At 58.6% G+C, this 24,722-nt stretch carries 18 protein-coding genes and 2 pseudogenes; 10 read left to right on the forward strand and 10 right to left on the reverse strand.

The genetic code is table 11. The features are described from left to right. The first annotated feature begins 27 nt into the window (after positions 1–27). A pseudogene (gene tnpC, locus BUS06_RS03475) lies at positions 28–1,533 on the forward strand (IS66 family transposase). Positions 1,534–1,965: 432 nt separating this feature from the next. Further along, positions 1,966–2,874 (forward strand): restriction endonuclease, encoded by a 909-nt coding sequence (locus BUS06_RS03480; protein ID WP_074263001.1) that lies wholly within the window; start codon positions 1,966–1,968, stop codon positions 2,872–2,874. A gap of 68 nt (positions 2,875–2,942) precedes the next feature. Here BUS06_RS03480 and BUS06_RS38645 read toward each other — a convergent pair whose 3' ends face one another. Then, positions 2,943–3,242: a SymE family type I addiction module toxin gene (locus BUS06_RS38645; RefSeq protein WP_074263002.1), complete on the reverse strand. Its 300-nt coding sequence runs from the start codon at positions 3,240–3,242 to the stop codon at positions 2,943–2,945. Between the two features lie 363 nt (positions 3,243–3,605). On the opposite strand from BUS06_RS38645, the pseudogene BUS06_RS03490 reads away from it, so the two are divergent. The 5 genes and pseudogenes from BUS06_RS03490 (at position 3,606) to BUS06_RS03510 (ending at position 11,470) form a co-directional block, all read left to right on the forward strand. After that, a pseudogene (locus tag BUS06_RS03490) lies at positions 3,606–4,696 on the forward strand (Fic family protein). A gap of 242 nt (positions 4,697–4,938) precedes the next feature. Next, the gene (locus BUS06_RS03495; protein WP_083611338.1) at positions 4,939–7,473 is read left to right on the forward strand and encodes a type VI secretion system Vgr family protein; all 2,535 of its coding nucleotides are present in this window, start codon (positions 4,939–4,941) and stop codon (positions 7,471–7,473) included. Between the two features lie 74 nt (positions 7,474–7,547). Next, positions 7,548–10,511, forward strand: coding sequence for a hypothetical protein (locus tag BUS06_RS03500; RefSeq protein WP_074263003.1), 2,964 nt, complete (start codon positions 7,548–7,550; stop codon positions 10,509–10,511). A gap of 12 nt (positions 10,512–10,523) precedes the next feature. Continuing rightward, positions 10,524–11,045 carry a hypothetical protein gene (locus BUS06_RS37305; RefSeq protein ID WP_074263004.1) on the forward strand — a complete coding sequence of 174 codons (522 nt, stop codon included), beginning with the start codon at positions 10,524–10,526 and terminating at the stop codon, positions 11,043–11,045. Between the two features lie 173 nt (positions 11,046–11,218). Then, complete coding sequence (locus BUS06_RS03510) at positions 11,219–11,470, forward strand: PAAR domain-containing protein (RefSeq protein WP_074263005.1); 252 nt, start codon at positions 11,219–11,221, stop codon at positions 11,468–11,470. A 20-nt stretch (positions 11,471–11,490) separates the two neighbouring features. Here the strand turns inward: BUS06_RS03510 and BUS06_RS38750 are convergent, their stop codons facing one another. The 6 genes from BUS06_RS38750 to BUS06_RS03535 form a co-directional block, all read right to left on the reverse strand. Next, entirely contained in the window at positions 11,491–12,342 is an 852-nt protein-coding gene (locus BUS06_RS38750; protein WP_438803522.1) for a reverse transcriptase family protein, read from the reverse strand. Beyond that, positions 12,339–12,920, reverse strand: coding sequence for a hypothetical protein (locus BUS06_RS38755; RefSeq protein WP_438803523.1), 582 nt, complete (start codon positions 12,918–12,920; stop codon positions 12,339–12,341). Before BUS06_RS38755 ends, BUS06_RS38750 begins: the two co-directional genes overlap by 4 nt. Before the next feature lie 249 nt (positions 12,921–13,169). Further along, on the reverse strand, positions 13,170–14,774 hold the full coding sequence (locus BUS06_RS03520; protein WP_254368737.1) for a tannase/feruloyl esterase family alpha/beta hydrolase: 1,605 nt from the start codon (positions 14,772–14,774) through the stop codon (positions 13,170–13,172). A gap of 132 nt (positions 14,775–14,906) precedes the next feature. Next, entirely contained in the window at positions 14,907–15,218 is a 312-nt protein-coding gene (locus BUS06_RS03525; RefSeq protein ID WP_074263007.1) for an AtuA-related protein, read from the reverse strand. Between the two features lies 1 nt (position 15,219). After that, on the reverse strand, positions 15,220–16,578 hold the full coding sequence (locus tag BUS06_RS03530; RefSeq protein WP_074263008.1) for an acyclic terpene utilization AtuA family protein: 1,359 nt from the start codon (positions 16,576–16,578) through the stop codon (positions 15,220–15,222). Positions 16,579–16,593: 15 nt separating this feature from the next. After that, on the reverse strand, positions 16,594–17,898 hold the full coding sequence (locus tag BUS06_RS03535; RefSeq protein WP_074265893.1) for a CitMHS family transporter: 1,305 nt from the start codon (positions 17,896–17,898) through the stop codon (positions 16,594–16,596). A gap of 99 nt (positions 17,899–17,997) precedes the next feature. Between BUS06_RS03535 and BUS06_RS03540 the strand changes: the two genes are divergently transcribed. Further along, positions 17,998–18,909, forward strand: coding sequence for a LysR family transcriptional regulator (locus BUS06_RS03540; RefSeq protein WP_074263009.1), 912 nt, complete (start codon positions 17,998–18,000; stop codon positions 18,907–18,909). Positions 18,910–19,251: 342 nt separating this feature from the next. Here the strand turns inward: BUS06_RS03540 and BUS06_RS03545 are convergent, their stop codons facing one another. Next, positions 19,252–20,106 carry an AraC family transcriptional regulator gene (locus BUS06_RS03545; protein ID WP_074263010.1) on the reverse strand — a complete coding sequence of 285 codons (855 nt, stop codon included), beginning with the start codon at positions 20,104–20,106 and terminating at the stop codon, positions 19,252–19,254. Positions 20,107–20,436: 330 nt separating this feature from the next. On the opposite strand from BUS06_RS03545, the gene BUS06_RS03555 reads away from it, so the two are divergent. Together BUS06_RS03555 and eutC are read left to right on the forward strand one after the other, a co-directional pair. Then, positions 20,437–21,831 (forward strand): ethanolamine ammonia-lyase subunit EutB, encoded by a 1,395-nt coding sequence (locus tag BUS06_RS03555; RefSeq protein WP_074263012.1) that lies wholly within the window; start codon positions 20,437–20,439, stop codon positions 21,829–21,831. Further along, the gene (eutC, locus tag BUS06_RS03560) at positions 21,828–22,622 is read left to right on the forward strand and encodes an ethanolamine ammonia-lyase subunit EutC (RefSeq protein ID WP_254368738.1); all 795 of its coding nucleotides are present in this window, start codon (positions 21,828–21,830) and stop codon (positions 22,620–22,622) included. The genes BUS06_RS03555 and eutC overlap by 4 nt, the downstream gene beginning before the upstream one ends. Before the next feature lie 20 nt (positions 22,623–22,642). Here the strand turns inward: eutC and BUS06_RS03565 are convergent, their stop codons facing one another. Together BUS06_RS03565 and adh are read right to left on the reverse strand one after the other, a co-directional pair. Next, a complete protein-coding gene (locus BUS06_RS03565) occupies positions 22,643–23,035 on the reverse strand; it encodes a DUF779 domain-containing protein (RefSeq protein ID WP_074263014.1) in 393 nt (130 codons plus the stop codon). A 67-nt stretch (positions 23,036–23,102) separates the two neighbouring features. Then, positions 23,103–24,623, reverse strand: a complete 1,521-nt coding sequence (gene adh, locus BUS06_RS03570) for an aldehyde dehydrogenase (protein ID WP_074263015.1) — start codon at positions 24,621–24,623, stop codon at positions 23,103–23,105. Between the last annotated feature and the right edge of the window lie 99 nt (positions 24,624–24,722).

The following is a 24,722-nucleotide window of genomic DNA, read 5'->3' on the forward strand; positions in this document are numbered from 1 at the left end:
GCCAGGGGTTCTGGCAGACTGGTTTGCATGAACCTGCCCGCCAACCTCAACGCCCTCAGCCCGGAACAGTTGCGCACGCTCGCCCGCGCAGCCGATTGCCCAGGTGCAGGAGAGAGACCGGGAGATTGAGGAGAAGACGCGGGAGGTCGAGGAGAACGAACGCGAGTTGCATTACCGGCAGACCCGTATCGAGCAGCTAAGCCACGAGGTCGCCATCCTCAGGCGCCGGCAGTTTGGCCGGCGCAGCGAACAGCTCAGCAGCGAGCAGATAAACCTGCTGGACGAAGCCGTCGACGCCATCTGGCCGCCATCGAACTGGAGCTCGAGCAGCTTCAGCCGGAGACCCCCGCCGCCCCGTCACGCCAGCAGCCGAAGCGCGCATCGCTGCCGGCACAGCTGCCGCGCACAGAGATCCACCACGAGCAGGACAGCACCGTGTGCCAGTGTGGCTGCGAGCGAGTGCGCATGGGTGTGCAAGAACTGCGAAACGCTGATTCAGGCGCCGGTGCCCGCGCACGTTATCGACAAGGGTATCCCGACCGCAGGACTGCTGGCCTCGGTGCTGGTCGCCAAATATGCGGACCACCTTCCCCTGTATCGCCAGGAGAAGATCTTTGCGCGGGCGGGTCTGGCAATACCGTGATCGACATTGGGTGCCTGGGTCGGCACGTGCGGCGCACAGTTGCAGCCACTGATCGATGCCCTGCATCAGGAACTCTTGCAGCAGGGTGTGCTGCACGCGGATGAGACACCGGTGCAGATGCTTAGTCCAGGTAAAGGGAAGACACACCGGGCGTACCTGTGGGCGTATACGCCCACGCACTTCAGTGATCTGCGCGCTGTGGTCTACGACTTCGCAGACAGCCGCGCAGGCGAGCATGCTCGCACGTTCCTCACCAACTGGCAGGGCAAGCTGGTGTGCGACGACTATGGCGGATACAAGGCCGGATTCCAGCAGGGCATCACTGAAATCGGATGTGCTGCGCACGCACGGCGCAAGTTCTTCGACCTGCATGCCAATCACAGCAGCCACGTCGCTGGACAGGCATGCCGTTCTTCGCTGCGCTTTACGATATCGAGCGCGTCGCTGCAGTGCTGGATACCGAAGAGCGGCGCAAACTCCGGCAGAGCCGGGCCAAACCGCTGTGTGACGCACTTTATGAATGGATGGTGGCGCAGCGTAAGCTGGTTTCGGACGGTTCAGCGATTGCGAAAGCGCTGGACTACAGTCTCAAACGCTGAGAGGCGCTGACGCGCTGTCTCGACGACGGGCACGTGCCCATAGACAACAATTGGGTCGAAAACCAGATCCGCCCATGGGCTATCGGAAGGGCCAACTGGTTGTTCGCCGGCTCTCTACGAGCAGGCCAACGTTCCGCCGCCATCATGAGCCTGATACGCTCGGCCCAACTCAACGGCCACGACCCGCACGCCTATATGAAGGACATCCTCGCGCGGCTGCCGACCCACAAGGCCAGCGACATCTCGGCATTGCTGCCGCATCGCTGGCGTCCGCCTGTGACAGCCAGCTAGCGCAATCCGTCAAGGCGGGTTTGCTGCGCGCTTACCGACGGCACGCGGTCACGCTAGGTCAAGCGACAGGTGTTTATGCACCGTTACGTGGATCGCAGGGGCTGGCAGTGTTCTATGGTCCGCGTCTGCTGGCCCGCCATGATGTCCGCGGGGGTGCGGGTTGATGAGGGGCGGCCGGGCAGTTGCGCGGGCGACAAACCGACTTCGGGCCACGCACTGCGCGACTTTACCGCCCGCGCGATCAAGCGGACAGATCTATTTACTCCGGACAGCCTTGGCCTGAACGGAAGACACAACGCGGCAATTTACAGACATCGGCTTGATCTACCACGGACGAGCGTGCGAGAAACATTTCGACGACAGAACCGCATTTGCGTCAAATATTCGCTAATATTCTCCGCTTCATGTCACGCACACGTTGCGCCATAACAAATGACCGTGCCAACTTTCCAACAGTTGATGTTGCCCCTGTTGACATTCTTGAACGATGAATGTGAGCATGGCTATGCGGAAGCTGCCGGGGCACTAAAAGTAGCGCTTGCCGTTTCCGACGCGGACTTGGCAGAACTGCTTCCGAGCGGCAAGCAAACGAAGTTTATGAACCGCTTGTACTGGGCAAAGGTGCATCTCTCAAAGGCTCTCCTGGTTGAGACCACGACGCCTAAAGCGTTTCGGCTGACGAAGCGCGGCATCTCGCTATTGAACGAGAAGCCAGAGACCGTAGGGATGCAACTGCTGTTGAAATTTCCGGAATACAGGGCCTTTCGAAACGGAAAACAAAGTGCTTCGGCGGCTTTGGTTCCCAGCGAGGAAGTCGTAGAAGAGACACCCGAAGAACAGCTTGAGGCAGCCTATCGGACGATCCGGCAAAACCTCGAACAAGCTCTCTTGACTCACGTATTGAAGGCACCACCAGCGTTCTTCGAGCAACTGGTCATCGACCTACTAATTGCAATGGGTTACGGCGGGTCTCGCCGCGACGCAGGACGAGCCGTCGGTAAGAACTCAGACGGGGGGATCGACGGGATTATCAGTGAAGATCGACTGGGCCTCGATATCATCTACTTGCAGGCAAAGCGATGGCACAGCAATGTGGGTAGCCCGGAAGTTCGCGATTTCGTTGGTAGTTTGGTCGGGCACAGCGCGTCGAAAGGGGTCTTTCTCACCACGTCGTCGTTTAGCAAAGACGCGAGGGACTATGTCCGTAAAGTTCCACAGAAAGTGATTTTGATTGACGGCTCGAGATTGGCCGAACTATTGGTTGACTACGGAATTGGGGTTTCCGACGTCATCGCGTACCACGTAAAAAAGGTAGATACGGATTACTTTGGGACTGAATAAAAACGAGGTTGTGAGCAATCCAAAGTTAGCAAGCCCGGTGCGCACCGGGCTTGTTCTAACGCGCCGTGTCAGGCAGGAGTTATGACAAGCTTACGTCGCTGTACTTCCACCTGAATTCTTGTGCTGATCTCGAATCCGGCCGCCTGCAACCACCGCCCCGAAAGTCGAATCCAGGGCGCCTGCGGCAAGTCTTCATAAAACTCGATATGGGCCGGCGCGAATATTTTCATCGGCCGCGGGCGTCTTTGTGACGAAATGGTCAAGACGCGTTGGGTAACGGGCGCAACTGCTTTATGATTTGCATCAGCCGTGATCAACTCCCAGTATGAGTTGGTTGTGATCAGCGGGTCGTGTGGGTGGCAGCCCATACGTCCCGCGCTTCATCTCCTTCCTCGTTCTCCTTGATGCTTGGCTCGGCGCGTCCAACGGGCCAATCACTCAGTTATGCTCTATAAGAGTAACTCGCTGTGATCGCCGATTATCTTGTTAGGCATCCGATGTATTTTCTCGTATTGTCATGGATTGTGCAACAGCGTCCAACGTTCGATGAAAAAAAAGAGTGCACAGATTTCGTTCCTAGATATAGACGGACGCGCCATGACAGACGTCGCATGAGAACGAGCCGCGTGCGGCAAATAGCCAGCTTATTAACCGCATTTTCTGCGGTTAATAAGCTACCCTCGCGACGACTGCTCCTGACAATCACGGTATGAAGCGAGGATGGAACCTATATCTGGCAGGCCTCTGACGGACTCACTTGGCGCTACGACTTGTCGCGCCTAGCCGCGGCGCTGGCCAACGCTTCCCGCGCCCGATGCCTACTCTCCGGCCGCCTAGCCGACTTAAGCCCGGCCCTGCGTGACCAGACCACTCTCGCAGCACTCACAGAGGACGTCTTCAAAACCAGCGAGATCGAAGGCGAACGCCTCAACGCCGCATCACTGCGATCCTCCATCGCCCGTAGACTCGGCGCGTGGACATTGGCGCACTGGCGCCGGTCGACCGGCATGTCGAGGGCGTGGTCGAGATGTTGCTCGACGCCACCACGCGCCGTGATGCCACGGTGACAAGCGATCGCCTGTTCGCTTGGCAAGCAGTCCTGTTTCCCACCGGCTTCAGCGGCATGTCACGAGTTCGGGTTGGCACCTGGCGCGACGACGCAAACGGCCCCATGCAGGTCGTTTCCGGTCCTATCGGCCGCCAGCGTGTCCACTTCGAGGCGCCGCCCGCGGAACGACTCGACGCTGAGACAGTGCGGTTTCTAGACTGGGTCAATAGCGATTCCGGAGAACCTCCAGTCCTTAAGGCAGGGCTCGCCCATCTATGGTTTGTGACGTTGGATCCCTTTGACGACGGCAATGGCCGAATCGCACGGGCCTTAGTCGACTTGCTGCTCGAACACGCGGATGGAAGTCCCCACGCTTCTACAGCCTGTCGGCGCAGATTCAACGAGAGCGCAAGGACTACTACGACATCCTCGAAATGACGCAGAAATGTACGCGCGACGTGACGTCCTGGCTCGCATGGTTCCTCGACGCGCTCCACCGCGCAGTGGACAGCGCCCAACATACCCTCGGCGCCGTGCTCGCCAAAACGCGTTTCTGGCAGCGTTGGGCCACCATGCCGCTGGATGAGCCTCAGGCCAAACTGCTTAATCGTCTCCTTAATGGATTCGAAGGCAAACTGACCAGCAGCAAGTGGGCGTCGATTGCGAAGTGTTTGCCTGACACCGCGTTGCGAGATATCAGTGAACTGGTTGCGCTCGGGATATTGCAAGTCCGCTGCGGGTGGGCGGAGCACGTCGTATGAATTGGAGAACTGATTGGCGCTCCATTCAACGTGCGCTCGGCCAAACAGCGGGGCAAATATTTCCTGCCAATCCAAATCAATCAATAGAATAAGAAATATTTTCCGAAATGCTAGATGCATTAATTCAGTGCAAATTAAAATATGCATCAGATTTGACATTTTAAATCCGATATTAATTTGCTTCTCTCCCGAAATGTTTTGTAAAATCGCCCCGATAACGCGGGGGCGCGTATTGAATAAGAAAGGCGGGGCAGCATGGGGGCTCAGGACTTAATCAGCACAATCACGGGCGGTCTGTCGCAGAGTGACCGCCTGCTCAAACTCGACACCCCGTTGGGCTCGAACACGCTTGTTCCACAACGGGTAGTGGGACGCTCGCGTCTGGGCCGGCACTTCGAGTTCACCGTCGATGTGGTGTCTACCAGCGGCAGCATCGAGCTCAAGACGCTGATCGCCCAGCCCGTGACGCTATGGATCCAGCAGACGGACAAGTCCTGCCTGCCCCACAACGGTTACGTGCATACCGCCCGGCGCCTAGGCTCAAACAGCGGACTGACGAGCTACCAGCTCGGCTTCGCGTCCTGGATGCATTTCCTGAAGTTCCGCCGCGACCAGCGCATCTGGCAGGACGAGACCGCCGACGACATCATCACGGACGTCTTCAACACGCACCCCCAGGCTCAGGGGCTATTCCAGTTCGCACTCTCGAAACCGCTGCCCTCGCGCTCGTACTGCCGGCAGGACGAGGATGACTGGAATTTCGTGCACCGGCTGCTGGAGTCCGAAGGTCTGTATGGATTCTGGCAGCAGGCGCAGGACGGCAAATCGCACACGCTGGTGATCACCGACCGCCTTGCGACGCTCGATGCGCTGTCGCCGGAAACGGTGCCGTTCTACCGGGCGGGTACCGGCAGCGAGACCGATGCGCTCACACAGTGGTCGGGCACTCGCACACTGCAAAGCACGACGCTTACCACGCGCACGTTCGATTACAAGAATCCATCGACGCAGTTCAACCCCAAAGGCACGAGCTTGCCGACGATGCCCAATCAGGGCGCTTTGCCGGATCAGGCCGAGGTGTACGAGTACACCGGAGCGTACACGTATCCTAAACAGGACCGCGGCGACCAGCTCTCCGGGATCCGGATGGAGGAATGGGAGTCGCGGGCCAAACGGTTTGAGGGCGTGGGCGGCGTGAGGAGGATCGACGCGGGACGGCGCTTTATCCTGAGCGGCCATCCGGACCACGACCGGGATCAGGCGAGCCAGAAAGAGTTCGCGGTGATCGAGACGTCGTGGGTGATCGCAAACAACCTGCCGGCGAGCAACCCCGGAGCGGACTACCCACACAGCCTGCAGGGCACGCTCGATGAGGTGCGCGCGAGTCACGCCAGTGATACCGCGTTCAAGGTGTCGCACGCGGACGGCTCGGAAGGCTTCTACCTGACGCAGATTGAGGCGCAGCGCACAACTGTGCCGTATCGCAGTCCGTTTGAGCATCAGAAGCCGGAGACCAACCTGGAGTCGGCGATCGTGGTGGGTCCTCAGGGTGAGGAGGTCTACACTGACGAGCTGAACCGCATCAAGGTGCAGTTCGTGTGGGACCGCATCAACGGTGGTGATGAGAGGGCCTCGTGCTGGGTGCGGGTGGCGCAGTCGGATACGGGCAGCGGCTACGGTGGCGTGCACATGCCGCGGGTGGGAGAGGAAGTGCTGATCGACCACATCGGCGGGGACTGTGACCGACCGGTGGTGACGTCGCGTCTGTATAACGCGTCGGCCAAGCCGCAGTGGCATTCGAACGGACTGCTGTCGGGGTACAAATCGAAAGAGTACGGCGGCAGCGGTTATAACCAGATGGTGATGGATGACTCGAGCGGGCAGAACCGGGTGCAGCTGTTCAGCAGCACGGCGAATTCGCAGCTGCATCTGGGGTATCTGGTGCAGCACACGGATAACACGCGCGGTGCCTACCTGGGGACGGGCTTTGACCTGAAGTCGAGCGCCTACGGCGCAGTCCGCGCTGAACAAGGTCTGTATGTCTCGACCTACCCAGCAGCCGGGGGCCAACCTCTCGACGCGAGCCAGGCAAGTGGGCAACTGGTGAATGCGGAAAGCGTGATCGAGAGCCTCTCGGAAGCCAGTGTGGCTGGCAATGCGGAAACCCTGCAACCCGGTCAGGACGCGCTGAAGAAATTCACCGATGCGACGCAACACAGCGTTTCCGGCGGAGGCGCCACGGGCGGCCGCACAGCGGGCGGCGGCGCGGGCAACGCGAACGGCTTTGCGACGCCGATCATGCTGATGGCGAGCCCGTCAGGGGTAGCCGTCTCGACCCAGCAGTCAACCCAGATTACCGCCGACCAGCACGTCAATATCGTCAGCGGACAGAGCGTTCATATCGCGACCGGCCAGTCACTGATCGCAAGCGTGATGGACAAGTTGAGCGTGTTCGTTCAGAAAGCGGGCATGAAGCTGTTTGCTGCGAAGGGTGCGATCGAAATTCAGGCGCAAACAGACGAGATGAAGCTTGCCGCACTCAAGGACATCACTATCACCAGTGCAAATGGGCGGTTAGTGCTATCGGCGGATAAGGAAGTCTGGATCGGTGCGGGTGGCTCGTATATCAAGATCGGACCGAACCTGATCGAGAACGGCACGGCGGGGCAGATTCTCGAGAAGTGCGCTTCATGGGACAAGCCAGCGGCTTCTACGGCTAGCTTCAAGGATCCGTTACAGGGCACAGATGCGGCGATTCATAGTGGGCATTCGCTGGACTTCTCGGGTTGATCGCCGGCCTACGTTGAGATACCTGAGCTCGGCGCCAGCTGTAGCCGAAGACCATTGATTACCGGACGCGAAACATGAGCACCACCCAGCACGCGAAATCGCATCACTCCCAAGCCGCGCCGACGCCTCCCGCATCAGCGACGCCGCCAGCGCCCAAGGAGCTTGAACCACTCAAAAGCTGGGCGTACCCGTTCACGCCCCTCGACACCAACGCGACGGCTGGACCGCAGACCTACTTTAACGCGCTCAGCCACGCTGAAGACGGGTTTTATCCGCTTGGCGCAAATGGCATCTGGCACGGCGGAATCCACTTTGGCGGCGGCACGGCTGGTGCGCTGAAACAGGGCGATGGAGTGCGCGCGATTGCCGACGGCGAAGTAGTTGCCTATAGGTTGGACACGAAATACGCCGAACTGAAGTACAGCGACGGCAAGATCGCCCGGTACTCCACGAGCTTTGTCTTGATGCGCCACAAGCTTGCAATTCCTGAGGCCCCGGCACCAGCTCCAGTAGCTGCACCGGGTTCGCCAGCCAGTGGTACACATGTCTCGTCGGCGTCCTCTGGCAACGCGCATTCCCGTGCGTCGAACACCTCTGGCACCCCGCCCACGAACACGCAGCCCAAGCCGCCGCCCGCAGACCAAGTACTGGAGTTCTATAGCCTGTACATGCATCAACTGGATTGGGCAGGGTATCAGGCTGCAGAGAAGAGCGCGACCGCGGCTGGTGACGCAGTAGGACAGAATGGATCTTCGACTCAGCGCATGCCATTCTGGGAGGGCCCAAAGCATTTCAGGGTGGGGAAGCAAGCAACCGATACGCAGCGCCAACCTAGTACGTTTAACTTTGCTGCGCCCAGCGTTGGCGCGTTTGGCGATTCGTCGCTAGATGACCCCTCATCGGGTGGCTTTGGCGGGTTGTTCGGTTCGAACGGCCAATCTGCCTCCTCTTTCAGTTTGGCCGATCCGACGATGTCGAGTACAAGCAGCAACCCGTTGGGTAATTTCAGCCTGCCGAACCCGACACCAAGTAAGCCCAACGGCCAGTCGGCCGCTAATGCGCAGCCAGCGGTGACTGGTCTCAAGATTTACAAGCAGCCGAAAGGCGAAGTAATTGCGCTCTTGCCGAGAGGTAGCGAAATCAAGGTTTCGGACGCAGTGACCAAAGGTTGCGTGCAGATTACCCAGCTACTCAAAGGTGCTCCGGTCGGTGTCACGATCGGCGATCCGGTGGATCCTGCCGCCTCGACAGGCTGGGTTGCGCTTGACAAGCTGGACTCGCTAATTGATCCCAATCCTCTCGATTCGGTCGTCGTGCTTGAGTCGCCATTTCGGGTGGCGGCAGGTACGGTCGTGGGCTATCTGGGCGAGTTCCAACGCTATCGGGATGCAAAGGCGTTGCCGCAAAGCCCGAAACGCTCTGTGCTCCACCTAGAGGTTTTCGCCGGCCCTGCGCTGGAGGCGTACATCAAAAAAAGCCAGGATTGCGCGAAGTTGTTGCCGAAGACCATGTTAGTCGTCTCTCCCGGTGCGACGTTGATAACAGCACCGACGGAACACGATGGCACCGTTGGGCCTAGCGTGAAGCTCAAATCGACGCCGGACGATCCAAAGAACGGTCCTTGGGCCAAGGTCCAAGTTGCTACGCATCATTCTGCGCATGGACACACGCAAGCTCACTCGCCTTCGACACAGCAAAGCGATCCCGTGTGGGTCGAGCGAAGCGCGATTGCTTCAGCTGCAACGGAAGCCATTAAAAGTTGGAAGAACTTCCCATTGCAGGTTTCAAACGCAAACTCGCCTTCTGCCAGTTTCCAGAACGTCCTCTCACGCGTCCAGCTGGACAGTTTCGACAGCGCTGACCGGGCTTGTGACGACAAAGGAGTTCATTGGTGGCGCATCCAGATCGGCACCGGGAAGGGAAACGGCGCGACCGGGTGGGTTTGCGAAAAGAATCACCCTCACACAGAGTGGCAAAGTCCGTGGGCTTGGCCCGGCTTCGAGACGGTCGATAACAGCAGCGTATCTATTGTCAATCTGTTCAAGCGATTTCTGTTCGTTTCGGGTCAATTGCTTGACGGTGAAGAGGATTCGTTCAAGCCGAGTGCCCTCAGTGTCAACGGAAGCGAACTGATCGGCAGACTGGAAAAAGCAGTTGATCATGACGGGAACGGCACGATCACCGCAGAGGAGCTTGCGCAGGCTCAGGGTACGCCATGGCTGGCCGAAGCGCTTTCGCACCTGATTGTGCGATATGAAAGTGAATGGGGCGGTTCGATGGCGAAGTGGGATGAACTGTCGTCGGTGATGAAGGATCGCGGGTTTATCTGGCAGAGCGAGCTGCAACGCATTCAGAAGCTGCAATGGTGGGATCAGATCAAGGCTGTTAAAGGGTTCCCGGCTGATCCGATGGTCTATCATTTTCATCCGATTGGACTAATTGGGAATTTTATCGGAACTGCCAGTGCGCTCGACGAGATTATTAGGAAGATAGGCGATATTATTGCCGGCGGAGAAGGGAACTACGAGTCTTATAATACCGGAACGAAAAATACACCGGATGGGAAAGTCGGTCACTCGTACTTGCGTCCTGGAGTGGGAACCGTGACGAATAAGACCATAAATGAAATACTTGCAACCGATTCATTGGATGGCACGAATCCCAATCGAATGTTTGCTACTGGAAAATATCAAACCATTATTAAAACACTTCGTGCAGCTAAAGCTGCAATGGGCTTGACCGGGGAAGAAAAATATGATGCTGCGATGCAGGAACGTGTTTTTCGTGAGTATTTGATTTACGATGCCGGTGGCGGAGGACTTGCAAAGTTTGTGACGAAAGGAACAGGAACGGTAGATGAGGCTCAATTGGCTGCGGCCAAATGTTGGGCTTCTATTGCCGCGCCGAAAGGGGCTGTTATTGCCGACGGGCGTGTCTCAGATGGAAGCCTCTCGTACCATGAGAGTCGCGCGAATAGTGCGAACTCCGTATCTACGGCGCAGCTGGTACAGATATTGGAACAAATTTCTAGAAATTAAGCGACTCAAAAAATGAAAAAATATTTGCTTATTTTGCTTGTATTAAGTGATCTACATTTTAACCTTGGTGTTGCGGCTGAGTCCGCAGGCTCAGGTAAAAATCATCCATTCGAAAGGGTTGAACTGGGGTATCCCGGTGGCGAAGAGTGTTCATTTGAATATAGCCCGATTCATTTTTGTGATGACGTCCATCTTGAATATATCAATCTCGCCATTCAAAAATATGCGGTCAATTTTAATGGTCACTATATTCTTCTCCCTATACCGGAACGAAAAGAGTATTTTGAGCATTCACTTGTCGCCATCGACGTTGTGACAGGAATAGTTTATCCGCTTCCTTTTGATTCATATTCGGGGGTTGTTGACAAAAAAGGAAACGCTCACAACTATGGAAAATTGTCATTTGATTTGAAAAGCAACAAAATTTGCGTTAACGGCACTGTCGTTGCTTATAAACAGGAAGATAGCGGGAACATGTGCTGGACTTTCGAGAAAAATAAGTTCGTCGGACATTCCACACCCTATATGGAATGACGTGGCGCTGCTCTATGCTATTCGTGCGGATGAGAGGGTATGGTAATCGCAACTATTATCTCATGTCGAATTCAGAAATAGGTTTTCCTAATAACTTGCAAGTACCGTCATCAGCAACGCTGCCGATGACCACTTCTTATGACGAAGCAACCTAGCGGCTTCGGAGGTGAAAGTTGATCGATCTTATTCGTTTAGGCGATGACACTGACCACGGCGGAAAAGTAATCACCGCATCGTCAACGATGCGCTTCGATGGCAGGTTCGTCGCCCGCAAAGGCGACGAGGTGTCATGTCCGAAGCACGAAGATGTTCGGCCCAACGCGATCGTCGACGGCGACGAGTCGGTGATGGATGGTGGCGTGCCGATCGCACGACACGGCTATAAGGCTACCTGCGGCTGCCACCTTATTTCGAGCCTGATATGAGTCGTGTGCGGTTAGTGAGGTTAATCTCTCCCCCAAACAATCCGCTCAAAAATCCCCCTCAACTTCACCCCACGCTGCGCATTCAACATAACCGCCTGCGCCACCCGCCCCTGCAAATGCGCACGAAAATCCCCATGCCCGTCACGGTTCTGTGAACCAGGCCCGTGCCGCACACAATTCGTCAGAATCGCCTTGAGCGTATCGAATTCAGACCGCGCCAGGTTCGGATGCCGGTTCACCACAACCCCTGCCAGATGCTGCCTCGCGCCGCGCCGCATTACGCGTGTCTTGCGCAACTGAATCGAGAATCCCTCCTCCAGCGCAATCGCCGCGACCCGAATGGAAAGCCGCTCAATCACCCGCGCCAGATCTTCGCCACCTGAGAACGCCAGGTCATCCGCATACCGCGTATAGGTGGCTCCGAGCGCACGAGCGAGACCCGCGAGCCGAAGGTCGAGCCGAAACGCACAGAGATTGGCCAGCGCCGGTGACGTGGGTGCCCCTTGCGGTAGATGCCGCGTCCTATACCGCTGCCGCTCCGGCCACGCCATCTTGCCCCGCACATCCGGAGCGAGTAAACGAGCACTCGGAACCCGATTCGTGCAAAGCGCAGTCAACGCTCGGGCCACTTCCTGCGGATACCCTAATGTTCGCATCAAGGCATGAACGCGAGGGGCGTGAACGGACGCAAAGAAATCCGCAAGATCGAATCGAACCACCACTGCCTTACCGGCATGCGGCGCCGCGTAAGTCACGGTACTGCGGCCCTTTCGAAATCCATGCACGCAATCGTGTGATGGGATCCGTTCAAGCAGACCACGAAGAATTTTGCGCTGCACGCTACGCAAGCGCGACTTGGGAATCTCGATCAACCGATATCGTCCGTCGCGCTTCTCGATCGCCTTGTAGGAGTAGTGGTGCAGTGGCGTGCTTGCACTTTGCGGCATAACACGCCAGCGATCTGCAAACCAGTCAAGATCGGCGGCCTCGACTTCCAGCCAGCGAGCGTCGGCAACTGCGGCAGCGTGACCTCACGCAACCTCGGCGGTGGCAGCTGTTGTGTGGGAGCCCTGCGCAGAACCTGCACGATCACCGGCCGCATATCGCTGCGCCATGCAGCAACGAAACCAGGCGTTCCTGCAACCAACATCGACACTTCCTTACGATCGACACTGTCCCAGCGCGCACCGAAGCGCTTCGCAACCTTGCGTGCCAATCCCCGCATCCATCCCGAACGAACACCTAAACAACGGGTCATGAACTCGACAATCGAGTCGGGCTCTGCCGGCCCTGCAAGCATGGCATCGGCGATGGCGTAGGTGACGTGTTGCAGGGAAGATAAGCGCATGGCGTAGAAAGAGGCGGGCCGGCGAGTCAACGCGTCTGGTGCTGCGTGAGCTGATTTGCGCAACGCGCAACCATGGCTCATGCGACGAACTGCGGAGATCATGCTGATCCACGGGGTAGCCCCGTAGTGCCTGGAAACATCGATTGCCTGTCCCTTGGCAAGCTTGACCCGTCGTCCCGCGAGCTGACAATAGTTGAGCGATACACCTCTGTCAATGCTTAGGTGTATCGAGCGTTTTCAAGATAATCTTTGATGCGCGCTAATCAATCCGTCACAACGCTACAACAATGAAATTCATCTTTTTTTGTCTGCGCTCTGCGATCCTGCGTCTCGTCGGACTGATGTTTCTATTCACCTACCCGCCGCCACACACCTAAAACTACCAGCCACCCTCCGATCCCCACGCCCGTCATACCCCGCCACCTGAGGATAAACACAAAGCCGCCTCTCAAACCGCACTCCCGCCACCGGCTTATCATCCACATACTTCGTCGACACAAACTCAGCCGGCGCCTTCCCATCCTCCACCCACCCCTGCAGCGCACTCACCACATCCCGCTGCCGATTCAACACCGTAGGCGGCAACTGCCCCCCAATCGTCCCGGGCCCAGGCCCACCACCGCAATGACTCATTCCCGGCACCATCACCAGCCGGAAAAATCGCTGCGCATTCGGTACGCTTCCTTCACGCGCTGCCACCGCGTCAAAGAATTCAATTGGCAAGGTTTGCGCGTTCAATGAATCAGCCCATCCCTGCGTCATGATCAACTTGCCGCCACGCGCCTTGAAGCGTGAGAGATCCGTGTGCATGGCATCGCTGATGGGCGCGAGCTTTGCATCGACGCGATCTGCATCGGCACCGAAATCAAACGTCGTCCAGTCCCAATCAGGATTGTCGAACACAGTATTCGCGACCAGCGGTTGCGCATAGTTCGGCACTAACGCACCCTGAATCAGGTTCCACTGACTTTCACTGCCTCGCGCAAACCCAGGATAAAGCTGCTTCCCATCGCGAGAATCAAGCACCGGCGAATACAGCCGCTCGGCTTCATGAACCTGGGCCGCGCTCAAACATCGCACGGGGTCATCACCGCTTTTGCACTGCAACTGCGCCGGTTCGAAATGACACGCCAATGGGTTGTCCAGAAAACCGTCCTCGATTGCCGCATCGCCCCCGCAACTCTTGAGCACGGCACGATTGAGCAGCGTGAGCGCCGCCGGTGTCAGCTTCGCTTCAGGCTGCTGCGCGGGCAGCCTGGCGCCCCACAGAAAGCTCTCCATCAGATGGCTATAGCCCATGCCCGGCGACCCAGCATGCACGCCGTCATAGTCATCCGGAAAGTATTCGACTTCTTCCATGGCTTCCGCGCCACCCGTCGAGCAGCCGCTGTAGTAAGCGTGCTTCGCGCTCTGACCGTAGTAAGCACGGGTGATCGCCTTCGCTGCGACCGTCATCAGGTGAATCGATGTATGACCCCAGTCGCGCAACTGTACGGGGTTGCGAGCCCATTCGAGACGCTGACCGATCGCGCCTTGCGCGCCGCCCTTGTGGCCGGTATCGGTATTGGCCGCGACAAAGCCACGCGCTACAGCGGGCGCCAGTTCGCTGTACACGATCGAACCGCCAAAGCCGCCCGACCCCACGCCGAGCAAACGTCCGTTCCAGCCATCGAGTGGCAGCCACACTTCAATCCCTACCTGTTCGGTGGGTTCGGTGCTCACCGTCGCGACGACGCGGCACACCTTCACCGATGTCGTCACAGGCTTGCCGTCGGGATCCTTAAAGACGCTGCCCGCCGGGATGACTTGTGCGGACTCGATTCGCGTGTCCTTGATGTTGGTTTGCTGGAGCGCACTGCAGTTTGAGGCCTGCTGCGATTCGTCGGCACGCGCTGCGCTAAAACCCGAGGCTGAATAACACACCACTGCCGCCGCGACCATTCCGGCAACTTGCAAGGACCGCTTCTTCCATCGCGCAGAAATCTCAACCGCCTGACCGCTATGACTCACCATCCTGTCTCCTCCGTGTTATCTGCCTAAGTTAATAAGCATTCGGTGTGGCGTACGCGAGATCCATAGCGCTCGCATCTAGTCCTTAGCAGGAACCTCAAGATCCAGCAACGCCGAACTAACCGACTTCCCATGCGCATCGATCGCAAGCGAACGCGTCACACCACCGCCAAGCGCTTCCTTCAGCACGAAGTTCATCGCACCAATCAACGGCAGTTCATAGCGAATCACCTCACCGCGCACCACGTCGCCCAGATGCGCCTTCACCCGTTCTGGCGTGACGTGCTGAAGCAGATGTCCATAGTCACGCCCGTCATAACAGATCACGGATACGTTCAGCGTGTTGCCTTTGTCGCCGGTGCGCGAGTGCGCAAGTTCTCGCAGTTTCATATCAAACCTCCACGATCGTGTATGTCGGCTGCACCAGATCGCGCGGCAGCAAGACCGATTGCACGGCGACCACCTCACGTGTGCTTTTGGTCACGCCACCACCGCCCGCCGGTCCGTTCGTGTAGAGCGTCTCCACTTCGTTGCAGACACGAATTGCCTCGGCCTTCGAAGCCGTCCGTCCCGCTACACGTGCTCGCACTTCATACGGTTCTGCGCTGCCACTACCAAGCGACGAGCCATAAAGCGAGTCCACACCAATCAGATCGAAGCGCAATTCGCTCACATCGACACCGGTCATCGTCAGCCGTTCGCGCACAATCTCAAGCGCGAGCCGGCCACGGGCTAATGCGCCTGGGCCGCCGTAGGAAATCTGCCCCTCACCGATACACCCATCCACGTACGCCACCGAAACCTTGAGCGTCGGTGTGCGCGGCGTCCCACGTCCGCCCGTCACACGCACGCGGTCCTTCGCCTGCTCCGCAACTCGTACCTGCGTAAAATCCGCCACTACATCAGGCTGCAGATAACGGCTCGGATCATGGATCTCATAGAGCAACTGCTCCTTGCAGGTCGCCTCCGTTACGAAGCCTCCAGCGTGAGCGACCTTGGTGATAACCACCGAGCCATCCGCTGAAACCTCACCAATCGGAAAACCCAGACGCGCGAGACCGGCAACATCCTTGAACCCAGGATCAGCAAAGTACCCACCGGTGATCTGCCCGGCGCACTCCATCAGATGTCCGACTACCGTCGCTTGCCCGAGTCGATCCCAATCGTCGAATGCCCAACCAAACTCGTGAATCAACGGCGCGGTGAACAACGAGGGATCAGCTGCACGTCCAGTCAGCACAACATCCGCTCCGGCGTCTAATGCAGCCACGATCGGCGCAGCGCCAAGGTAGGCGTTAGCCGACACGATGCGCTCGTCGAAGTCAGCAACCGCGTGCCCCGATTCTTCAAAGCGGTAGGCACCACTGCGCACGACATCAAGCACATCGTCGCCCGTAACCGCAGCGATTTTCAGACCGCCAAGCCCCAGTTCACGAGCAATCGCCGCCGTCTTGCGCGCCGCCGCGAGCGGATTCGCCGCCCCCATATTGGAGACGATGCGCACACCGTTACGCCTCGCCACCGGCAACACCGCATGCATGCGCGCCTCGAGCAGCGGGTCATACCCACTCTCAGGATCCTGTCGCCGCGCCTGCTGTGCCAACGCAATAGTCCGCTCCGCAAGACACTCGAACACGAGATAGTCGAGTGCGCCGTGCGTCGCAAGCTCCACGGCCGGCTCGATACGGTCACCTGAATAACCGGCACCGGCACCAAGGCGAACCACCCGTGAGGAATCCACTGTATTCATCGCAGCTCAACCAGATCAAAGGGGAAAAATGCCCAACACAACGCACGCAATCGTCATCACGATCGACGCACCGAACAGGAGTGGAAACGTGAATTTCTGGTGATCGGCGAGATCGATGCCAGTCAGCCCGCACACAAGAAAAGTCGCGGGCGTCAAAGGGCTAACCGGGAACCCAGTGGTCATCTGACCCAGCAATGCTGCCTGGCCGATCTTCACCGCTGGCACTCCAAGCTGACCTGCAACCTCAGCAATTACAGGCAGCACGCCGAAATAGAAAGAGTCGGGATCGAACAGCAGGCTGAGCGGCATCGAAACCAGACCGAGCACGACGGGAATATGCGAGGCCATCGTCGCCGGCACGAACCCCACAGCGGTTTGCGCCATCGCCTTGAGCATGCCGCTGCCTTGCATTACACCTGTGAACACCCCAGCCGCGAGCAGAATCCCGGCCATCATCAACGCCGCGCGTGCATGAGCATCGATCCGTTGACGTTGCATATCGACGTTCGGATAGTTCACGAGCAACGCCACGCACAGTCCCACCATGAACACGAGCGCGGGGGGTACTTTCTCACCCATCACGACCATCGAACCCAACACGATGATGGTCAGCACGATGTTGAACCAGAAGTTGCGCGGTCTGCGCAGCGCCTGCTGTTCTTCGGTGAGTTCGCGCTGGGGCATGGGAACATTGCCGTCGGCAGCTGTCAGTCCGAGCCGCCGTTCTTCGCGTAGCCCAAGCCAGAACGCCATCCCGAAGACAAACACGAGGCCGATGATCTGCACCGGAATCAGCGGATTGAACAGCTCGGAGATCGGCAGATGCAGCGACGCGGACGCGCGGATCATCGGCCCGGTCCATGGTAGAAAATTGATGCCCGCCGCCATCGATGCCGCCGCGGCCAGCACACGCCGGTCCATGTTCAGGCGATCATAGAGCGGCAGCATCGCGGGAATCGTCACGAGAAAACACACCGCACCCGAACCGTCGAGGTGAATCAGCAGCGCCAGCAACGTCGTGCCCATGACGATGCGCGTCGGCCGCGTGCCGACCGTTCGCAGGATGCGATCGATGATCGGATCGAGCGTCCCCGCATCCGTGATCGTGCCGAAATAAAGAATCGCGAACACGAACATACCGACGACAGGCGCGAGGCTCTTCAACCCGTCGATCACAAACTTGCTGGTTTGCAGCCCGAAGCCGCCAATCAGCGATGCGGCGATCGGCACGATGATCAGCGCGACCAGCGGCGACATGCGTTTGGAAAGGATCGCCGCGAGCAGGACGACGATGGTGGCCAGACCCAGTAATGGCAACACGTGTTTGTCTCCGATCTTGTCTTTTAGTGTCGACAAGCGTAGGTTCCACGCATGAATAGAGCAATTGAAATGATTTGATTGCAGCAATCACACATCGTAATGGATCTGAATCTCCGCGAAATCCGTGCATTCATCGCCGTCGCTGAAGCTGGCAGCTTCACGCGAGCCGCCGTGCGCCTGCACTTGTCTCAGCCGGCGTTGACGGTGCAGATCCGTCGGCTCGAGGAAACGCTGGGCGCACGTCTCTTCGACCGCAACAGCCGGAACGTCGCGCTGACTCCGGTCGGCAGGGAACTGCTCCCCGTTTTACAGAAGTCGTTGCGGGAGATGGAGCATGTTCTTCTCGACGCACGCGCCTTGAGCGACGGCTCAACCGGTGCGGTCCGTATCGCGTGCTTGCCGTCGTTCGCCGCCAGCCTGCTGCCGGATCTCGTGCGCGATTTCAGACAACAGGTGCCGGGCGCGGCATTCGATATTCGCGACGTGGTCGCGAGCGTCGTCAATCGTCTGGTGCGCAGCGAGGAGGCCGATCTGGGTCTGACGGGTGGCGAGGTGGTCGACCCATCGCTCGAAGTGCTTCATGCGGGCGAGGATCGGTTGTGCATCGTTTGTCCGCTCCACCATCCGCTTGCGAAGAAGCGGCGCATCACGCTCGAGAGCCTCGCAGGCTATCCGCTGGTGCTAACCGCTGCGGGCACGAGTGTGCGCGCTGTCGTCGACGCCGCGTTCGAGCAGGCGGGTGTCGCGCCCGTGCTCACCTGCGAGCCCATGTACATGATGACTGCCGTCGCGATGGTACGTGCAGGTCTAGGGCTGACGATTCTGCCTGGTTCGGCCCGCGAGATTCTTGCGGAGAAGAGCGTCGTGGCGCGCGCCATCGACGATCCTCGTTTTGTTCGCCCCATCGCGCTCGTCAAGAAACGCGGCCGAACCTTGCCGCCGATAACGGAGGCGTTCGTGGCCGCGATCGCGTCGGCGGTAGAAGGGACGCGCAAAGGCAAAGGTAGGTAGCAGGAAGCGAGTTATCCACACACCCGTTTGGACAACACGGGGATAAAGCCCCTAACTTCCTGTGGGTTGAACTTTGATAAAACGCTGGCCCGTCACAGCGAGGCAAAAGTTGTCCCTGGCTTAGACGGCCTGTTCACGAACCACCCGTAGGGTTATGGAATCCGTAGCGCCTTGATCTGCCAGTGAAGATTGGCGTTATCCACAGAAAGCGACCGCCCTTGTTAACTATTACTACGTATATATATGTATACAGTGAAAGACATAGAACGCGCATACACCGCATTGCATCGCCTCCGCGCAAAAGCGCAGCAGACAGGCTCACTTTCAACGTCTTCGGCAACGTCAGGCCAAAGGCAAGCAGATCTCCGTCAGCAACTCAGAGGGCGCCGTGTCTTTAGGATTGTTCAGATACTCCTCGAAGACAGGCGCATCGGCCGCCTCATGTTCCGATTGCACGAGCCATTCGCCATATAGCCATTGATAGGCCGCGGCCATATCGGCATACGGTCCTTTGTGCTGCAACACCGCATACCGTCCGCCGCGCACGTGCGTCGATGAAACCGGCGCCGCTACCTCAACCGCATTCGGCAGCACCACGCCGGCCTTCGACCGCAACTCCGCTTCGGCCACGATCCCTGGATCGTCATAGTAAATCCCGATCATCCGCATCTCAGGCGAAAGCAGGTTTCGCGCAGCAAGCCATCCGATCAGTGCATCGAAAGCCTTACCGATCTGCATATACGAGCCGACATGATCGATCGTCAAAACCTGCATGGCGGGCACATCCCGAATCACCACTTCACGCATCACCATTTCGTCGTCTCCCGATTGCGCCGGCCGAAACCGGCTATGTGTGCCTTGCTTGCGGTATTGCGCCGGCGGCATGCCGAACACCGTCCGAAACGTCCGTGAAAACGACTGCAGACTGCTGTACCCGGAGCGCTCCGCAATCTCTGCAATCGGTAGCGAGCCATTCGCCAGATATCCCGCCGCGCGATGTAGCCGCAACCTGCGCACCGTCGATGCCACGGTTTCACCATGCATGGCCTGATAGATCCGATGCCAGTGGTAGGGCGACAGGCAGGCGATCTCCGCCAGCCTGTCGATATCGAGCGGCTCGTCGAGGTGATCGTAAATATGGTCGAGCACGCGGTTCAAACGCGCTTCGTAGCGTGCCCTGTGACTGAGGTCGTTCATGGTGGTAGCGAAGAGAGCAGGCGTTGAGTACGAACCAAAGTACCACGCCGCGATTTACCAAATCCTGCGGATTTTGCGGAGAGAGTTCAGGAAAAATTTGACTGCATTCAGTGCTGCGATGCAGCAAAAATCCCTCAGCCAACGTAAAATTCGCAACGTCTTTCCCGTTATCGATCTTTGCCGACCTCTGATAACGGCTCGATTAATGGCCTACTACCATTGCCTGAGGCCTGTCCGCTCAGGCAGAGCACATGCAGCACGTGCGGCGCGCCATTCGAAGCATGTGACGGATCAACCCGCTGCGCGAGCAGCGGCGACGGAGTCGTAGAGATGAGTTATAGGGAAGTCATCGGCAGTCGTACCTACCTGTTTGCCGACCTGAAAACGCTGATGGCAAAGGCGAGCCCGCTGCGTTCGGGCGACCAGCTTGCGGGCGTTGCCGCGGCCAGCGAGGAAGAGCGCGTCGCGGCCAAGATGGCGCTTGCCCAGGTGCCCTTGCGCACCTTCCTCAATGAGGCGCTGATTCCCTACGAAAGCGACGAAGTCACACGCCTCGTGATCGACGATCACTCGCCCGAAGCCTTCGCCGAAATCGCCCATCTGACGGTAGGCGATTTCCGTAACTGGCTGTTGAGCAGTGAGACGGATGCCGTCGGGCTGACTCGAATCGCCGCAGGACTGACGCCAGAGATGGTCGCCGCGGTGTCGAAGCTGATGCGCAACCAGGATCTGATTGCCGCGGCGCGCAAGCGTCCGGTGGTCACGCGGTTTCGCAATACGGTGGGCTTGCCGGGTCATATGTCGGTGCGTCTGCAACCGAATCATCCGACCGACGACGTCAAGGGCATCGCCGCTTCGATGCTCGATGGCCTGATGTACGGCTGCGGCGACGCGATGATCGGGATCAACCCGGCCACCGACAGTCTTGCTGCGATCACCACGTTGCTGCTGGTGATCGACGACTTCCGGCAGCGTTACCAGGTGCCGACGCAATCGTGTGTGCTGACTCACGTCACCAATACGATCGCCGCTATCGAGAAAGGCGCGCCAGTCGATCTGGTGTTCCAGTCGATTGCGGGCACAGAGAAAGCCAACGCCGGTTTCGGCATTTCGCTCGCACTGCTGCAGGAGGCCTACGAGGCGGCGCTTTCGCTGAATCGCGGCACGGTCGGCAACAACGTGATGTATTTCGAAACCGGGCAGGGCAGCGCGCTCTCGGCGAACGCACATCATGGCGTCGACCAGCAGACCTGCGAAGTGCGCGCCTATGCGGTGGCACGCAAGTTCAATCCGTTCCTCGTCAACACGGTGGTCGGCTTTATTGGTCCGGAGTATCTGTACGACGGCAAGCAGATCACGCGCGCCGGTCTCGAAGACCACTTCTGCGGCAAACTGCTCGGCGTGCCGATGGGTTGCGACATCTGCTATACGAATCACGCTGAAGCAGATCAGGACGATATGGACAACCTGCTGACGCTGCTTGGTGCCGCGGGCATCAACTTCATCATGGGCGTACCCGGCGCGGACGATGTAATGCTGAACTATCAGAGCACGTCATTCCACGACGCGTTATACGTGCGTGAAATCCTGGGCCTAAGACGCGCGCCTGAATTCGAAGAATGGCTGGAGTCGATGCAGATTACCGATACGCGCGGCATTCTGCTCAACGGAGCCACCCGGCAGCCCTTGCTCGAAAGCGCGCATGAATGGATGGGGATCGCATGAGCAAGGATTTCCTCGAAAAGAACCCATGGAACGCGTTGCGTCAGTTCACCAATGCGCGCATCGCCTTGGGCCGTGCGGGCAACAGCTTGCCGACCGCGCCGCTGCTCGCGTTCAATCTGTCGCATGCTCAAGCTCGGGACGCGGTGCATCAGCCGCTGGATGCGGAGTCGCTGCACGTGCAGTTACGCGCCAATGGTTTCACGACGCTCGACGTGCATAGCGCGGCGCCGGACCGGCAACACTATTTGCGCCGTCCGGACCTGGGCCGGCGTTTGTCGGACGAGAGTCGAGATGTGCTTAAGCAGGTTGCGGTGGAACCGCCCGAAGTGGTGTTCGTGATCGCCGATGGCTTGTCGGCCTTCGCCGCCGCGAAGCAGTCGATCCCGCTATTGCAGGCGGTATGTTCAAAGCTGGGTGACTGGAAGATCGGACCGGTTGTGATCGCGCGGCAGGCGAGGGTGGCGCTTGGCGACGAGATCGGCGAACTGCTCGGCACCAGGCTCGTCGTGATGCTGATTGGCGAGCGTCCAGGTTTGAGTTCGCCGGACAGCCTCGGCATCTATCTGACGTATGCGCCTAAAGTGGGCTGCAGCGACGCGCAGCGCAATTGCATTTCGAATGTACGTCCTGAGGGGTTGAGCTATGCGGGCGCGGCGCACAAGCTGCACTATCTGCTGACGCATGCGCGCCGACTGGGCCTGACTGGCGTAGGTCTAAAGGACGATAGCGACGCACTGCTTGAAGCGCCGTCGGCAACGGCCGATATCGCGTTGACATCCGAAAGCGAGTAGTACGGCGCGATGCAATTGCCTCACGCATCCGCCCGTTCAACCGGATGCGTTTCCAGCCACGCATTCTCATCGTCCTCGAAGAGCCGCGAGCGCGTCAGAAACCGCATCCCCGTGGGCCGCTCGAGCGAAAACATCCCACCATTGCCCGGCACGACGTCGATGATCAGCTGTGTGTGCTGCCAATACTCGAATTGCGATTCGCTCATATAGAACGGCACGCCCGCGATCGTGCCGAGTTTCACATCGGATGAGCCGACCATAAACTCTCCCGCCGGAAAACACATCGGCGCGCTGCCGTCGCAGCATCCTCCGGACTGGTGAAACAACACCGGCCCATGCTCAGCCTGCAGTTTCCCGATCAACTCCACCGCTGCCGGCGTCACGATCACGCGTTCCACTTCCTTGTCGGCCATAACTATTCCCCGCTGAAGAAAAGAAAGCGAGCCGCACGATGCGGCCCGCTCACAAGGAACGTCTTGCTCAGAAGAAGCCGAGCGGCTTGTCGCTGTAGCTGACGAGGAGATTCTTCGTTTGCTGATAGTGATCGAGCATCATCTTGTGATTTTCACGGCCGATGCCCGATTGCTTGTAGCCGCCGAACGCCGCATGCGCCGGATACGCGTGATAGCAGTTGGTCCACACGCGCCCCGCCTGAATCCCGCGTCCCATGCGGAAAGCGCGCGAACCGTCGCGGCTCCACACGCCGGCGCCGAGACCGTACAGAGTGTCGTTCGCAATCTCCAACGCTTCGTCTTCGTTCTTGAAGGTCGTCACCGACACCACCGGCCCGAAGATTTCTTCCTGGAAAATACGCATCTTGTTCTGGCCGCGGAATACCGTCGGCTTCACGTAGTAGCCTTTCTTCAGCTCACCGTCGAGTGCATTGCGCTCGCCGCCGATCAGGCATTCCGCGCCTTCCTGCTTGCCAAGATCGATGTACGAGAGGATCTTTTCGAGCTGCTCCTGCGAAGCTTGCGCGCCGATCATGGTCTTGCTGTCGAGCGGGTGCCCTTGCGTGATTGCGGCAACACGCTTGAGCGCACGTTCCATAAAGCGGTCGTAGATCTTTTCGTCGATCAGCACGCGCGACGGACAGGTACAGACTTCACCCTGGTTCAGCGCGAACATCGTGAAGCCTTCGAGCGCCTTGTCGAAGAAGCTGTCGTCGTGATCCATCACGTCGGCGAAGAAAATATTCGGACTCTTGCCGCCGAGCTCCAGCGTTACCGGGATGATGTTCTGACTCGCGTATTGCATGATCAGGCGGCCAGTGGTCGTCTCGCCGGTGAAGGCAATCTTGGCAATGCGCTTGTTCGACGCGAGCGGCTTGCCTGCCTCGAGACCGAAGCCGTTGACGACGTTGATGACGCCTGCCGGCAGCAGATCCTGAATCAGTTCGAGCAGCACAAGGATCGAAGCGGGCGTTTGCTCTGCCGGCTTCAGTACGACGCAATTGCCGGCTGCCAGCGCTGGAGCGAGCTTCCACACCGCCATCAGGATCGGGAAGTTCCACGGGATGATCTGCCCCACCACGCCGAGCGGTTCGTGGAAGTGGTAGGCCATGGTTTCGCTGTCGATCTCGGAGATCGAGCCTTCCTGGGCGCGCACGCAGCTTGCGAAGTAGCGGAAGTGATCGATGGCAAGCGGGATATCCGCGGCCATCGATTCGCGTAGCGGCTTGCCGTTATCGATCGTCTCTGCGACGGCGATACGCTGCAGGTTCGCTTCCATGCGATCGGCGATGCGGTTGAGGATGTTGGCGCGATCGGTCGTCGAGGTCTTGCCCCATGCCACTTTGGCGCGATGCGCGGCATCGAGCGCGAGTTCGATATCGGCTTCGCGCGAACGCGGAATCGACGTGAACGGTTCACCTGTAATGGGCGAGATATTGTCGAAGTACTCGCCGCCAACCGGCTTCACCCATTCACCGCCGATAAAGTTCTGATACTGCTTTTTGTACGGGAATTCGGTGGTCAGAAACTGCATTTCTGCGTGGTTCATCTGTGCGCTCCTCACATGTTCGAATGGTGGAATACCCGGCGCGGCGATCCGCTTGCCGCCCGTCGAATACGCCAGAAGCGTGCCAACGCATGTGACCGG

This window comes from Paraburkholderia phenazinium (assembly GCF_900141745.1).
Lineage (GTDB): Bacteria > Pseudomonadota > Gammaproteobacteria > Burkholderiales > Burkholderiaceae > Paraburkholderia > Paraburkholderia phenazinium_B.